Consider the following 13,422-nt stretch of genomic DNA (forward strand, 5'->3'; position numbering starts at 1 on the left):
TCATGTACGACTACGACCTTCTGGTCGTAGGGTCGGCCAACGCCGACCTGGTGATCGACGTCGAGCGCAGGCCCGCCGCCGGTGAGACGGTGCTCGGTTCGGACCTGGCGGTCCACCCCGGCGGCAAGGGAGCGAACCAGGCCGTCGCGGCCGCCCGGCTCGGGGCCCGTACGGCCCTGCTGGCCCGGGTCGGCGAGGACGCGTACGGCCGGCTGCTGCTCGACTCGCAGCGGGCGGCCGGGGTCGACACGGCGGGCGTCCTGGTGGGCGGGGCGCCGACCGGCGTCGCGCTGATCACCGTGGACCCGTCGGGCGACAACAGCATCGTGGTGTCACCGGGGGCGAACGGGCGGCTCACCCCGGCGGACGTCCGCGCGGCCGGCGGCCTCCTGCACGCCTCCCGGGTGGTGTCGGCGCAGCTGGAGATCCCGCTGGAGACGGTCGTGGAGGTCGTGCGGAACCTGGCGCCGGGCAGCCGCTTCGTGCTGAACCCGTCACCGCCGCGCCCGTTGCCCGCCGAGGTGCTGGCGGCCTGCGACCCGCTGATCGTCAACGAGCACGAGGCGAAGGTGATCCTCGGCGGGGCGGGCGCGAGCGGGGAACCGGAGGACTGGGCACGTCTGCTGCTCGCGAAGGGGCCGAAGTCGGTGGTCGTGACGCTGGGTTCGGAAGGCGCGCTGGTGGCGTCGGCGGAGGGCGTCTTTCGGGTGTCGTCCGTGAAGGTGGCGGCGGTGGACACGACGGGTGCGGGTGACTCCTTCACCGCGGCGCTGGCCTGGCGGCTGGGCACGGGTTCCGCCCTGGCCGAGGCGGCGGCCTACGCGGCGCGGGTCGGGGCGGCGGCGGTGACCCGGCGGGGCGCGCAGGAGTCGTTCCCGACGGCCCGGGAGGTCGAGGCCCTGGGCTGCGCCGACCCGGGAGACGCCCTCCCGACCCCCGGGCGGGAGTCGGACGGCGTGCCCGGGGCCGCTCGGCGAGGTGACGCCCTGTGAAAAGGGCCGGGATCCTCAACCGTCATCTGTGCGGGGCGCTGGCCGAGCTGGGGCACGGGGACGGGGTGCTGGTGTGCGATGCCGGTATGCCGATACCGGACGGGCCCCGGGTGGTCGACCTCGCGTTCCTGGCGGGGGTGCCGTCGTTCGCGGAGGTGGTCGACGGGCTGCTGGCCGAGCTGGTCGTCGAGGGCGCCACGGCGGCGACGGAGGTCCGGGAGGCGAATCCCGCGGCGGCCGGACTGCTGGACGGGCACTTTCCCGGGCTGGCCCTGGTCCCGCACGAGGAGCTGAAGAGGCTGTCGGCCGGGGCCCGGCTGGTGGTCCGCACCGGCGAGGCACGGCCGTACGCGAACGTCCTGCTGCGGTGCGGGGTCTTCTTCTGAGGTCCGCCGATGTTCTTCCGAGGTCCACCGACCGCGGCGGAAAAGCTTCGAGGGGGTCCGGTCCGTCGACCGGGCCCCCTCGGCTTTTCCCCTCCGTATCAGAACCCCCGCGATCCCCCCGGATCCCCCTCCAGAAGCCCTGATGCCGAGTACGACAGGCGGGGGTGCGGAAGGGTTGTACGGCTTCCGAGAAATTTCTGACAGCCCGTTCGATACGCCTGCCGGAGCGGGTCGCGAGGCGAACGGCGGAGCGAATGAAACAGGCCATTGGCACATGCCAGGCGCATCAAACACCCCGCGGGCGCATTGCATCACTTGGAATGAACCGCGCAGGTCAAACGGGTGACGGGGGAAAATCGACCCCCATGATGTGGTCGTTCCCCCACCCCTCCCCCAAGGAGTGCGACCATGTCGGAAACAGCCGAACCCAACGTAGGCGCGTTCACCCTCGGCGCCTCGCCGGCCATCGAGACCGTCGCCCGGGCAGACATTCCCGAGCACGAGGAATGGCCCTTGCCGAACGGCTTCGCCTGGGTCTTCCCGGGCGAGGGCAACAACGGCGGCATCCGCCGTCCCGTGATCATGGCCGACGGTTTCAACCTCGGCCGGAGCGAGCTCGACAAGCTCTACCAGGGCCTGGAGGGCGGCGACTTCCCGTTCGTCAGCGAGCTGCGGCGGCGCGGCCGGGACGTGATCCTGCTCGGCTTCGAGGAGCGCAGCGCGTCCATCCTGGACAACGCCGAGGCGGCCATGGCCGCCATCATGCGGACCATCGCCGAGCAGGTCGGCGACACCCGGCTGGTCGTCGGCGGGTTCAGCATGGGCGGCATCGTCACCCGCTACGCGCTGGCCAAGTTCGAGAGGCAGCGCATGGACCACCGCACCGGCCTGTACTTCTCCTACGACAGCCCGCACCGCGGGGCCTCCATCCCGGTCGGCGTGCAGGCGTTCTCGTACTTCATCCCGTTCCCGAACGACTTCGCGCGGCAGATGAACAGCCCGGCGGCGCGTCAGATGCTGTGGCGGCACTACGACAAGGACACCGGGAAGATCGGGGTCGCCCCGGAGCGCACCGAGTTCCTGGCCGCCCTGGAGCGGCTGGGCGGCTGGCCGCAGATCCCGCTCAAGATCGCCGTGGCCAACGGCCGTGCCGACGGGATCGGCCTGCCCGACGTGAAGCCCGGTGAGGTCGCGCTGCGCGTCGACGGGATCTACCCCGGCACCACCTTCTACACCCAGGCCCAGGGCGACGACGTGACGGCCGCCTATCTCAACCGGCGGTTCCCGAAGGCCGACAAGACCATCACCACCAGCGGCTTCCCCGAGATCGACGGCGCGCCGGGCGGCACCCTGCACACCTACCAGATCCTCGCCGACACGCTGCGGAAGCTCGGCGGCACGGTGGACCTGCGGCACGAGGAGATCTGCTTCGTGCCGTCGGTGAGCGCGGTCGCCGTCCGCGACATCGAGACGCAGTCCGACCTGTACGTGAGCATCGAGGGACTGCCGCCGGAGGAGAGCGAGTTGGACGACTTCCTCTGTTCGACGACGACCACGCCGCACACCGGGATCACCCGGGAGCTGTGCACCTGGCTGATGGACCGGCTGCCCGACTGACCTGCCCCTCGCCGAACACCATCAGGGCCGCCCGTCCGCGCAGAGCCGCGGACGGCGGCCCCTTCGTCACACCTCGGGGGCGGGCGGCAGGGGGTCGGAGACGAACCACCCGCGTTGTGGAACGGCGTACACCCAGCGTTCGTCGGCCAACAGGCCAAGTCCACGCCGCACGGTTGTCCTCGCGATCCCGTACCGCTGAACGAGCTGCGCTTCGCTGGGCAGCATGCGCCCCGGTTGCCAGTCGCCGCGTTGAATCTGCGCCCGCAGAATCTCGGCCAGCTGCCGGTACGGGGTCAGTGGCGCTCCATGATCGATCTCAGCGTCGGGGTTCATAGAGTCGACGCTAGGCAACGGGAGAGTTACCCACACTTTGAGATACGTCTCACTACGAATCGATACAAGGCGATACAATGAGCGTCGCCCAACGAAAAGTGCCCCGGCGGGAAGATGACAGCTTCCGTGCCGGGGCTGAGCCGACTGAACTGGAGTCGACCCATGCGCAGCCTACTGGCCGCGATCCTGAGCCTCTTCCTGCCGCCGCGCGGAGCGCACCGCGCCCTCGCCCCGTCCCCGCTCCCGACCCCGGCCGCCCGCGCGCAGCGGCCCGCGGACGTGGTCCTCGTCGACGGCCTGCCCCTGGTCAGGCCGTACCTCGCCGTCTGGGAACGCGAGCGTGACGCACGGGACCGCCGGCACCTCCAACGGGAGCGGCACCGCGCGGCGGTCCTCGCCACCCTCGGGCAGGACCGCGTCCCCGCGGAGGCCGCCGCATGAGCACGAGGCGCTTCCGCAGCCTCGGTGTCGACCCCGCCACCGGCAAGGAGGCGTTCGCGGTCGCGCGCCCCGGCGGTCTCCTCGAAGAACTGGCCGACACGCACGCCCTGAAGGCCGCCGCCGTCCTGGTGACGGTCGTCGGCGCCGTACTGGAGGCGGCCAGGTCCTCCGACGCCGAACTCGCCGCCTTCGTACCGTCACTGCACGCGGCGCTCGAGGAGTGCGTCGGCATCATGGCGGCGGACAGGGAGCGCTGAGGCGGAGGTACCGCGGCAGGGCAGGGTGTCGTCAGTCCGCCGTGTGCGTCACGAAGCGTTCCGCGGTCTCGGCGAGCACCTCCCTGCCGTCCCTCGCCCACAGGGCGTCGTTGAACAGTTCGACCTCGATCGCGCCGGTGTATCCGGCCGCCGTCACGTGTCCCAGCCACTCGCGCATGTCGATCGCGCCGTCGCCGATCTGGCCGCGGCCGTTGAGGACGCCCTCCGGGAGGGGGGTCGTCCAGTCGGCGAGCTGGAAGGTGTGGATACGGCCGCCCGCGCCCGCCCGGGCGATCTGGGCGGGCGCCTGGTCGTCCCACCAGATGTGGTACGTGTCGACGGTCACGCCGACCTGGTGGGCGGGGAAGCGTTCCGCGAGGTCCAGGGCCTGCGTGAGGGTGGAGACCACGCAGCGGTCGGAGGCGTACATGGGGTGCAGGGGCTCGATGGCCAGCTTCACCCCGTGGTCCTCGGCGTAGGGGCCCAGCACCGCCAGCGCGTCCGCGATGCGTTCCCGCGCGCCGTGCAGGTCCTTCGAGCCGGCCGGGAGGCCGCCGGAGACCAGCACGAGGGTGTCCGTGCCGAGGGTGGCCGCCTCGTCGACGGCCCGGCGGTTGTCGGCCAGCGCGGCGGCCTGTTCGTCCGGGTCGATCGCGGTGAAGAAGCCGCCGCGGCACAGTGTCGTCACCGTCAGGCCGGCGTCGCGGACCAGCTTCGCGGTCCGCTCCACGCCGTACGTCTGCACCGGCTCGCGCCACAGGCCGACGTTGGTCACGCCCGACTCCCGGCAGGCGTCCGCGAGTTCGGGCATCGACAGCTGCTTCACCGTCATCTGGTTGATGGAGAAGCGGGTCAGGTCCGGGTTGCTCACTGGGTCACTCCGTACAGGGCGAGCAGGTTCTTCATCCGTTCCTCGGCCAGTTTGGGGTCGGGGAACAGGCCCAGGCCGTCGGCGAGTTCGTAGGCGCGGGCGAAGTGCGGGAGGGAACGGGCCGACTGCAGGCCGCCGACCATCGTGAAGTGCGACTGGTGGCCGGCCAGCCAGGCCAGGAACACCACGCCCGTCTTGTAGAAGCGGGTGGGGGTCTGGAACAGGTGGCGGGACAACTCGACGGTGGGGTCGAGGAGTTCGCGGAATCCGGCCGTGTTCCCCGTGTCGAGGACCCGGACCGCCTCCGCCGCCAGCGGGCCCAGCGGGTCGAAGATGCCGAGGAGGGCGTGACTGAAGCCCTTCTCGTCGCCCGCGATCAGCTCGGGGTAGTTGAAGTCGTCGCCCGTGTAGCAGCGCACGCCCTGCGGCAGCCGGCGGCGGATGTCGATCTCCCGCCCGGCGTCCAGCAGCGAGACCTTGATGCCCTCGACCTTGTCGGGGTGGGCGGCGATGACCTCCAGGAAGGTGGCCGTCGCCGTGTCCAGGTCCGACGAGCCCCAGTAGCCCTCCAGCGCCGGGTCGAACATCGGGCCCAGCCAGTGCAGGACCACCGGCTCCGAGGCCTGGCGCAGGAGGTGACCGTAGACGTCGAGGTAGTCCTCGGGGCCCGACGCGGCCGCCGCCAGGGCACGGGACGCCATCAGGATGGCCCGCGCGCCGGAGGCCTCGACGAGGGCGAGCTGCTCCTCGTAGGCGGCGCGGACCTCGGCGAGGGTCGCCGCCGGGCCGGTGAGCTGGTCGGTGCCGACGCCGCAGGCGACGAGGCCGCCCACGGACTTCGCCTCGGCGGCCGAGCGGCGGATCAGTTCGGCCGCGCCCGCCCAGTCCAGGCCCATGCCGCGCTGGGCGGTGTCCATGGCCTCGGCGACGCCGAGCCCGTGGGACCACAGATGGCGGCGGAAGGCGAGGGTGGCCTCCCAGTCGATCGCGGCGGGCGAGTCGGGCGAGGTGTCCGCGAACGGGTCCGCGACGACGTGCGCCGCCGAGAAGACCGTACGGGAGGTGAAGGGCGCGCCCGTGGTGAGCGCGAGCGGCTCGGTGCGGGGCTCGTGGGTGCGCAGGGTCCCGTCGGCGCCGGGGAGCTGGATCGTCACAGCGTGACCTCCGGGACGTCCAGACGCAGACCCTCCGAGGAGGACTTCAGGCCGAGTTCGGCGAGCTGGACGCCACGGGCGCCGGCCAGCAGGTCCCAGTGGTAGGGGGCGTCGGCGTAGACGTGCCTGAGGAACAGCTCCCACTGGGCCTTGAAGCCGTTGTCGAACTCGCCGTTGTCGGGCACCTCCTGCCACTGGTCGCGGAAGACCTCGGTGGCGGGGATGTCCGGGTTCCAGACGGGCTTGGGGGTCGCGCTGCGGTGCTGGACCCGGCAGTCGCGCAGGCCGGCGACCGCCGAGCCCTCCGTGCCGTCGACCTGGAACTCCACGAGCTCGTCGCGGTTGACGCGGACCGCCCAGGAGGAGTTGATCTGGGCGATGGCGCCGCCGTCGAGCTCGAAGATGCCGTAGGCGGCGTCGTCGGCCGTGGCGTCATAGGGCTTGCCGTTCTCGTCCCAGCGCTGCGGGATGTGGGTGGTGGCGATGGCCTGGACGGACTTCACCCGGCCGAACAGCTCGTGCAGGACGTACTCCCAGTGCGGGAACATGTCGACGACGATGCCGCCGCCGTCCTCGGCGCGGTAGTTCCAGGACGGGCGCTGGGCGGCCTGCCAGTCGCCCTCGAAGACCCAGTAGCCGAACTCGCCGCGGACGGACAGGATCCGGCCGAAGAAGCCGCCGTCGATGAGGCGCTTCAGCTTCAGCAGGCCCGGCAGGAACAGCTTGTCCTGGACGACGCCGTGCTTGATTCCCGCGGCGGTGGCGAGGCGGGCGAGTTCGAGGGCGCCGTCGAGGCCGGTGGCCGTCGGCTTCTCGGTGTAGATGTGCTTGCCCGCGGCGATCGCCTTCTTGATGGCCTCCTCGCGCGCGGAGGTGACCTGGGCGTCGAAGTAGATGTCGACGGTGGGGTCGGCGAGGACCTCGTCGACGTCCGTCGAGACGTGCTCCAGGCCGTGCCGCTCGGCGAGCGCCCGCAGGGCGTGCTCGCGGCGGCCGACGAGGATCGGTTCCGGCCACAGCACGGTGCCGTCGCCGAGGTCGAGCCCGCCCTGCTCGCGCAGGGCCAGGATGGAGCGGACGAGGTGCTGGCGGTAGCCCATGCGCCCCGTCACGCCGTTCATGGCGATACGCACCGTCTTGCGTGTCACGTCGGTCCCTTCGCAGGCGTTGTACGCGGTTTGCGCGCCGCGTACGCCTCTTCCTGATCAGCGTTACAGCAAGCGCTTTCTATACAAGGAGAAGCTAGCCTCTGACCAGCGGTCCGGACAAGACCGTGTCCATCTCGAGTTGTTCGAGGGGGCGAACGGCGGGGGTCCTGGGCCGTAAGGTCTGCTCGACACGCCCGGAACCAAGCCCTCGAGGCAGCTGTCTACCAGGGCGTACGACGACGTACGACAAGATGCGTGACCGGAGGACAGACGAGATGACGGTGACCCTGGCGGACGTGGCGGCCCGCGCGCAGGTCTCGCCCGCGACGGTGTCGCGCGTGCTGAACGGGAACTACCCCGTCGCCGCTACCACCAGGGAGCGGGTGCTGCGGGCGGTCGACGAGCTGGACTACGTACTGAACGGACCGGCGAGCGCGCTCGCCGCGGCGACGTCCGACCTGGTCGGCATTCTGGTGAACGACATCGCGGACCCCTTCTTCGGGATCATGGCGAGCGCGATCCAGTCGGAGATCGGGGGGCCGGGCGGGCGGGCCGGCGGCGAACGGCTGGCGGTGGTCTGCAACACCGGGGGCTCCCCCGAGCGCGAGCTGACCTACCTGACGCTCCTCCAGCGGCAGCGGGCCGCGGCCGTGGTGCTGACCGGCGGAGCCATGGAGAACGAGCCGCACGCGGCGGCGGTGGCGGCGAAGCTGCGCAGACTCGGCGAGGCGGGCACCCGGATCGTGCTGTGCGGCCGGCCGCCGGCCCCGGAGACCACGGCGATCGCGCTGACCTTCGACAACCGCGGGGGCGGCCGGGAACTGACCGAGCACCTGATCGGGCTCGGGCACCGGCGGCTCGGCTACATCGCGGGCCCGGAGGAGCGGACGACCACCCGGCACCGGCTGGAGGGCCACCGGGCGGCGCTCGCCGCGGCCGGCATCGAGGAGGACCCCCGCTGGACCGTGCACGGACGGTACGACCGCCGGGCCGGCTACGAGGCGACGCTGGAACTGCTGCGCCGGGATCCCTCCCTGACGGCGGTCGTCGCCGCCAACGACTCCGTCGCCCTGGGCGCCTGCGCGGCGCTGCGCGACTCCGGCCGGCGGATCCCGGACGACGTCTCGGTCGCCGGCTTCGACGACCTCCCCTTCAGCATCGACGCGGTGCCCTCCCTCACGACGGTGCGGCTGCCGCTGGCCGAGGCGGGAGCGCGGGCGGGACGCATCGCCATGGGCCGCGAGGAGCCGCCGCCCGGCGGGATCGCCACGGTGCGGGGCGAGTTGATGGTGCGGGGGTCCTCCGGAGTGCCGCGGGAGTGAGGCTGCCCCTCGCACCCGACCGGGCCGAGCTGATCGAGGTCGTCCGGATCGGCGATCCCGCCAGGCACCTCACCTCGCGGGATCTGGCCGGTGACGTCGTCGAGGTCTGGGCCGGGGAGGAGGTACGGCAGTTCCTGCGCCTGGTCGGCGAACTCCCGGACAGCCCGAAGTACCGCTGCTTCCTCCCCGGCTGGGGCATCCGCGCCTACGACGACACCGATCCCGAGCCGCTCTTCGAGATCGCGTTCTGCTTCCGGTGCAACGGAGCCCGGCTCTGGGGGCGTGACGTCACGCGGGAGCAGCGTCACCAGGACTTCGCGGCGGAGAGTCCGGCCGGACGGGAGCTGCTGCGCCGGTTCCGCGCCTGTGCCCCCGGGTGAGGCGCCGGCGGCCTCCGGGGTGAGGTACCGGCGGCCTCCGGGTGAGGCGCGGGCGGCCCCCACTGGACCCGACCCCCGTACCGGGGTGACAGTGGTGACCATGAAGCTCGCCTTCTCCACCCTCGGCGTTCCCGGTGTTCCCCTGCCCGAGGTGCTGCGGCTCGCGGTCGCGCACGGGTATCACGGCGTGGAGCTGCGCGCCCATCCGGAGGAACCGGTCCATCCGGGGCTGAGTCCGGACGAACGAACCGACGCCGCCGCCGCGTTCAAGGCGGCGGGCGTCGAGATCCTGGGGCTCGCGGGCTATCCGCGGGTCGCCGCGCCGGGCGACGACGAGCCCGTGATCGAGGAGATCCGGGGGCTCGTCGACCTCGCCCGCGACCTCGGGGCGCCCTTCGTCCGGGTCTTTCCCGGCGGCGAGGACGAGCACGCCGACGCCATCGCCGCCCGGCGGCTCGGCACCGCCGCCGAGTACGCCGCCGACCTCGGCGTACGCATCCTGCTGGAGACCCACGACTCGCACCGCACCGGCGCGGACGCCATCCGGGTGCTCGGCCTGGTCGGGCATCGGCAGGTCGGCGCGCTGTGGGACGTCATGCACACCTGGCTGGGCGGCGAGCAGCCGCAGGAGACCTACGCGGCGCTCTCCCCCTACCTCGGATACGTGCAGGTCAAGGACATCGCCTCGGCCGAGGACAGCACCCCGCTGGCCCTCGGCGCCGGGGTGCTGCCGCTCGCCGACTGCGTGGAGGTCCTGACCCGGCACGGCTGGGACGGCTGGCTGTGCTGGGAGTACGAGCGCCGCTGGTACGAGAACGCCGAGCCCCTGCCCGGACTGCTGAACGCCGGCCGCGACCATCTCGCACGACTGCTGAACGACTCCGCGTGAGAGGACATCCGGCCTGAGGCCTGGCAGGGCGCTTGCGGGCCTGAGGCCTGGCAGGGGCGCTTGCGGGCCTGAGGCCTGGCAGGGCGCTCGGCCCGAGGCCCGGCAGAGCGTTCCGCCCGAGACCCGGCACGGCATGCGCCGGGCGGGCGGCAGGGTGTCCGGCGCATGGCCTCATTACCGGCCGAGCCTTCGGCAGGGGGTGCGGCCTGGATCCGGCCGGCAACCGGAGGGCATCCGCCGGGCGTTCAGCAGGGCGCTCGGCCTGTATCCGGCCGACACCCGGCAGGGTGTCTGGCCCGGCCCGGCCCGGCCCGGCCTGCGGCCTGGCGCCGGGCGGAACCTCCGGCCCGAGGCCCGGCAGGCGCTCGGCCTGTATTCGGCGCGCGTAGCGCGTGGGGTCGGGTTCAGCGTCCGGCCCGGGGCCCCTCGGGGTCCGTGGAGCCGGGTAATCGAGTGGCCGCCCGGTCGGTGGGCGGGTTAGCCTCCGCGCCGTGTATCAGCAGCCAGCGGCGTGCGGCGCCGTCGTTCCGTCATGAGTCTTCTTTCCAGGGCCCTGGTCGACGTTCGTCCTCTTCGTTCCTCTCCCGTCTTCCGGCGGCTGCTGATCGGGCGCACGGTGTCCACGCTCGGCGGCTTCATGACCATGGTCACCGTCATGTACCAGGTCTGGGACACGACCCACAGTTCGGTCTGGAGCGGCGCGGTCGGGCTGGCGCAGGCGCTGCCGCTCATCGGCGTCGGGCTGTTCGCGGGCTCCTGGGTGGACCGGGCCGACCGGCGCCGCGCGTATCTCCTGAGCACCGTCGGCTCGGCGGTCTGCTCCGTCCTGCTGGCCGTGCAGGGCTTCACCGGGCGGGTGCCGGTGGCCGTCGTGCTGGCCCTGGTGGCGGTGCAGTCGTCGTTCGGGGCGATCGGCGCGCCCGCCGCGGGCGTGTTCCTGCCCCGGCTGCTGCCCAAGGACCAGGTCGCCGCCGGTCTCGCCCTGAACCAGGTCACCGGCCAGGCGATGATGCTGCTCGGCCCGGCCGTCGCGGGTGTCGTGCTCGGCTGGTGGGGCGTCGGCGTCTGCTACCTGGTGGACGCCGTCACGTTCGGCATGGCCTTCTACGGCGCCTACGGACTGCCCGCGCTGCCGCCCGAGGGCGAGAAGGCCCGCCCCGGTGTCCAGGGCGTCCTGGACGGCCTGCGCTTCCTGACCGGTCACCGGGCGGTGCGCGGCGCGCTGCTGGTCGACCTGGCCGCCACCGTGCTGGCGATGCCGGCCAGTCTGTTCCCGCTCGTCAACGAGGAACGTTTCGGCGGCGACCCGCGCACGCTCGGTCTGTTCCTGTCCGCGCTCGCCGTGGGAGGGGTGTCGGCGACCGCCCTCTCCGGACCGGTCACCCGGCTCGCCCGCCCCGGCCCGGTGATGCTCTGCTGCGCGGGCGTCTGGGGTGCGGCCCTGGCGCTCTTCGGCCTGACGTCCAGCGCCTGGGCGGGCCTGGGCATGCTGGCGGTGGCCGGTGCGGCGGACTCGGTGGCGGTGCTGTCCCGGGCCACGATCGTGCAGACCCGCACCCCGGACGCCCTGCTGGGCCGGGTGACGGCGGCCGAGGCGATCGTCGGCCAGGCGGGGCCCAACCTCGGCAACCTGCGCGGCGGTGTGGTGGCGGGCTGGACCTCGGGCACGACCGCGCTGATCACCGGCGGCCTGATGTGCCTGGCGGCGGTCACCGCGGTGGGGACGACGACTCCGGAGCTGCGGGGCGGCCACGCGTGCGGCACCGATCCGCGGGCCCCGCGCCGGAAGGCCCCGCGACCGCAGGCCTCGCAGCCGCGGGACTCGGGCCCGCAGGACTCGGGCCCGCAGACGCCTGGCCCGCAGGTCGTCGTTCCTGTCGCGCCGCCCGGCACTCCCCCGGCCGCCCCCGTCACCGCGCCGCCTACTCCCGAACCCTGAGCTTCGCCTCTCCGTCCAGGCACCACTCCAGCACCGACGGCCAGGAGCCGTATCCGGCGTCCAGGTCGAGGTGGGCGGCGCCCGGGAGGAGTTCGGCGGTGAGGCCCAGCAAGTCGCCGTAGGCCGCCTGTACGCCCTCCGGGAGGTAGGGGTCGTCGTCCCCGGCGACGAGCCGGGTGGGGTGCGGGAGCGCGCGGCCGTCGAACCGCGCGAGGAGGTTCCCCGTGAGCCGGAATCCCTCGACCTCCGGATACCGCGCGAGGACCGAGCCGGACGGCGGGGCCACCAGCAGCACCCGGTCGACGCCCGCGAGCCCCGGCAGGTCGCGGGCGACGGCGTGCAGCCAGAGGAGGACCGAGAGGCTGTGGGCGACGACCACCCGCTCGGAGCCGGCGGCGAGCCCGTGGAGGTGACGGGACAGCTCGCTCAGCCACACCTCCAGGTCGGGGTCGTCCGGGTCGGGCAGCTGCGGGTGGACAGCCTCGTGGCCGAGCTCGGTGAGGCGGTCCGCGAGCCAGTGCTGCCAGTGGTCCTCGGGGCGGTGGTTCTGCCAGCCGTGCAGGATGAGACAGGAGCGCGTGGTCATGGGTCCGATGATTTCCGAACCCGTCACGCAAGGTCCAGTTAATCTTTTCTGGTGGAACCCGTAAGCCATCCCTTAATCCAGCCTTCGGGCGGACCGTCGAGCCGGCCGTCGGGGCGGCCCTCGGACAAGCCCGACGGCCCGCCGCCGAACCGGCCCCCGGACACCGCCTTCTCCCTGGACCTGCGCCGCCTGACCGTCCTGCGCGAGCTGGAGCGCAGGGGCAGCCTCGCGCGGACGGCCGAGGCCCTGCACCTCACACCCTCGGCGGTCTCCCAGCAGCTCGCCGCCCTCGCCCGCGATCTGGGCGTACCGCTCACGGAACGGGACGGCAGGGGCGTACGCCTCACCGGTCAGGCCCGGGTCCTGCTCGGGCATGCCGAGGTCATCGCCGCCCAGCTGGAGCGGGCCCGCGCCGACCTGGCGGTGTACGGGGAGGGCGGGCGGGGCGCGGTCACCGTCGGCTGTTTCTCCAGTGGCATCCTGGGGCTGCTGCCGGCCGCGCTGCGGGCGTTGCGGAACCGGCTTCCGCACCTGCGCGTGGACGTCGTGGAGGCGGAGCCGCCGGATCTGTTCACCGCGCTCGACGGCGGGCAGGTCGACGTGGCCGTCGCCGTCGACTTCGCGGCCGCTCCCCCGCACACCGACCGCCGTTACACCCGCGAGGACCTGCTGACGGACGTGCTGGACGTCGCCCTCCCGCCCGGCCATCCCCTCGCGGAGCGCGCCGAGGTGCCGTTGCGGGAGCTGGCCACGGACGTCTGGATCGTCGGCAACGCCCTCAGCTGCTGCGGGGCGGTGACCCGATCGGTCTGTGCGGCGGCGGGGTTCACGCCGGACATCCGGCACGACGTGAACGACTGGGCCGCGCTCGCGGGTCTGGTGGAGGCGGGCCAGGGGGTGGCGCTGGTGCCCCGGCTGGTGCGGTCGCTGTACGCCCACCGGGAACTGGTGCTGCGCCCGGCGCAGGGCGAGCCTCCGTCCCGGAACGTCTTCGTCGCCGTACGGGCCGGGGCGGAGCGGGATCCGGTGGTGGCGGCGGTGCGGGAGGAACTGCGCACGGCCGCCGCCCGCGTACCGGCATGACCCCCGGGGCCGGGCCCGGACGAA

15 protein-coding genes are annotated in these 13,422 nt (G+C 73.0%); 10 read left to right on the forward strand and 5 right to left on the reverse strand.

Annotated features, from left to right (window positions below; translation table 11 throughout):
• Positions 1-2: 2 nt before the first annotated feature.
• From ASD48_RS05610 to ASD48_RS05620, 3 genes are all read left to right on the forward strand, one after another.
• A complete protein-coding gene (locus ASD48_RS05610; RefSeq protein WP_057600269.1) occupies positions 3-992 on the forward strand; it encodes a ribokinase in 990 nt (329 codons plus the stop codon).
• Positions 989-1,378, forward strand: a complete 390-nt coding sequence (rbsD, locus tag ASD48_RS05615) for a D-ribose pyranase (RefSeq protein ID WP_057600270.1) — start codon at positions 989-991, stop codon at positions 1,376-1,378. Before ASD48_RS05610 ends, rbsD begins: the two co-directional genes overlap by 4 nt.
• Positions 1,379-1,786: 408 nt before the next feature.
• Entirely contained in the window at positions 1,787-2,995 is a 1,209-nt protein-coding gene (locus tag ASD48_RS05620) for a hypothetical protein (RefSeq protein WP_057600271.1), read from the forward strand.
• Positions 2,996-3,061: 66 nt separating this feature from the next.
• Here the strand turns inward: ASD48_RS05620 and ASD48_RS05625 are convergent, their stop codons facing one another.
• On the reverse strand, positions 3,062-3,328 hold the full coding sequence (locus ASD48_RS05625) for a GntR family transcriptional regulator (protein ID WP_057601019.1): 267 nt from the start codon (positions 3,326-3,328) through the stop codon (positions 3,062-3,064).
• A 162-nt stretch (positions 3,329-3,490) separates the two neighbouring features.
• On the opposite strand from ASD48_RS05625, the gene ASD48_RS05630 reads away from it, so the two are divergent.
• Positions 3,491-3,769, forward strand: coding sequence for a hypothetical protein (locus ASD48_RS05630; RefSeq protein ID WP_057600272.1), 279 nt, complete (start codon positions 3,491-3,493; stop codon positions 3,767-3,769).
• The gene (locus ASD48_RS05635) at positions 3,766-4,026 is read left to right on the forward strand and encodes a hypothetical protein (protein ID WP_057600273.1); all 261 of its coding nucleotides are present in this window, start codon (positions 3,766-3,768) and stop codon (positions 4,024-4,026) included. Before ASD48_RS05630 ends, ASD48_RS05635 begins: the two co-directional genes overlap by 4 nt.
• A gap of 31 nt (positions 4,027-4,057) precedes the next feature.
• Here the strand turns inward: ASD48_RS05635 and ASD48_RS05640 are convergent, their stop codons facing one another.
• The 3 genes from ASD48_RS05640 to ASD48_RS05650 are packed head-to-tail and all read right to left on the reverse strand — an operon-like array spanning position 4,058 to position 7,199.
• On the reverse strand, positions 4,058-4,858 hold the full coding sequence (locus tag ASD48_RS05640; RefSeq protein WP_057601020.1) for a sugar phosphate isomerase/epimerase family protein: 801 nt from the start codon (positions 4,856-4,858) through the stop codon (positions 4,058-4,060).
• 35 nt (positions 4,859-4,893) lie between these two features.
• Entirely contained in the window at positions 4,894-6,051 is a 1,158-nt protein-coding gene (locus ASD48_RS05645; protein WP_057600274.1) for a dihydrodipicolinate synthase family protein, read from the reverse strand.
• Positions 6,048-7,199 (reverse strand): Gfo/Idh/MocA family oxidoreductase, encoded by a 1,152-nt coding sequence (locus tag ASD48_RS05650; protein WP_057600275.1) that lies wholly within the window; start codon positions 7,197-7,199, stop codon positions 6,048-6,050. Before ASD48_RS05650 ends, ASD48_RS05645 begins: the two co-directional genes overlap by 4 nt.
• 275 nt (positions 7,200-7,474) lie before the next feature.
• Here ASD48_RS05650 and ASD48_RS05655 point away from each other — a divergent pair, with 275 nt between their 5' ends.
• The 4 genes from ASD48_RS05655 (at position 7,475) to ASD48_RS05670 (ending at position 11,729) form a co-directional block, all read left to right on the forward strand.
• A complete protein-coding gene (locus ASD48_RS05655) occupies positions 7,475-8,521 on the forward strand; it encodes a LacI family DNA-binding transcriptional regulator (RefSeq protein WP_057600276.1) in 1,047 nt (348 codons plus the stop codon).
• Positions 8,518-8,901 carry a hypothetical protein gene (locus tag ASD48_RS05660; protein WP_057600277.1) on the forward strand — a complete coding sequence of 128 codons (384 nt, stop codon included), beginning with the start codon at positions 8,518-8,520 and terminating at the stop codon, positions 8,899-8,901. The genes ASD48_RS05655 and ASD48_RS05660 overlap by 4 nt, the downstream gene beginning before the upstream one ends.
• A gap of 100 nt (positions 8,902-9,001) precedes the next feature.
• Positions 9,002-9,790 carry a sugar phosphate isomerase/epimerase family protein gene (locus ASD48_RS05665; protein ID WP_057601021.1) on the forward strand — a complete coding sequence of 263 codons (789 nt, stop codon included), beginning with the start codon at positions 9,002-9,004 and terminating at the stop codon, positions 9,788-9,790.
• Between the two features lie 532 nt (positions 9,791-10,322).
• The gene (locus tag ASD48_RS05670; RefSeq protein WP_057600278.1) at positions 10,323-11,729 is read left to right on the forward strand and encodes an MFS transporter; all 1,407 of its coding nucleotides are present in this window, start codon (positions 10,323-10,325) and stop codon (positions 11,727-11,729) included.
• Here the strand turns inward: ASD48_RS05670 and ASD48_RS05675 are convergent.
• Positions 11,713-12,315 (reverse strand): alpha/beta hydrolase, encoded by a 603-nt coding sequence (locus ASD48_RS05675; protein WP_057600279.1) that lies wholly within the window; start codon positions 12,313-12,315, stop codon positions 11,713-11,715. The genes ASD48_RS05670 and ASD48_RS05675 overlap by 17 nt on opposite strands.
• A gap of 51 nt (positions 12,316-12,366) precedes the next feature.
• On the opposite strand from ASD48_RS05675, the gene ASD48_RS05680 reads away from it, so the two are divergent.
• On the forward strand, positions 12,367-13,398 hold the full coding sequence (locus ASD48_RS05680; protein WP_079073620.1) for a LysR family transcriptional regulator: 1,032 nt from the start codon (positions 12,367-12,369) through the stop codon (positions 13,396-13,398).
• Positions 13,399-13,422 lie beyond the last annotated feature (24 nt).

Source organism: Streptomyces sp. Root1310 (genome assembly GCF_001426425.1).
GTDB lineage: Bacteria > Actinomycetota > Actinomycetes > Streptomycetales > Streptomycetaceae > Streptomyces.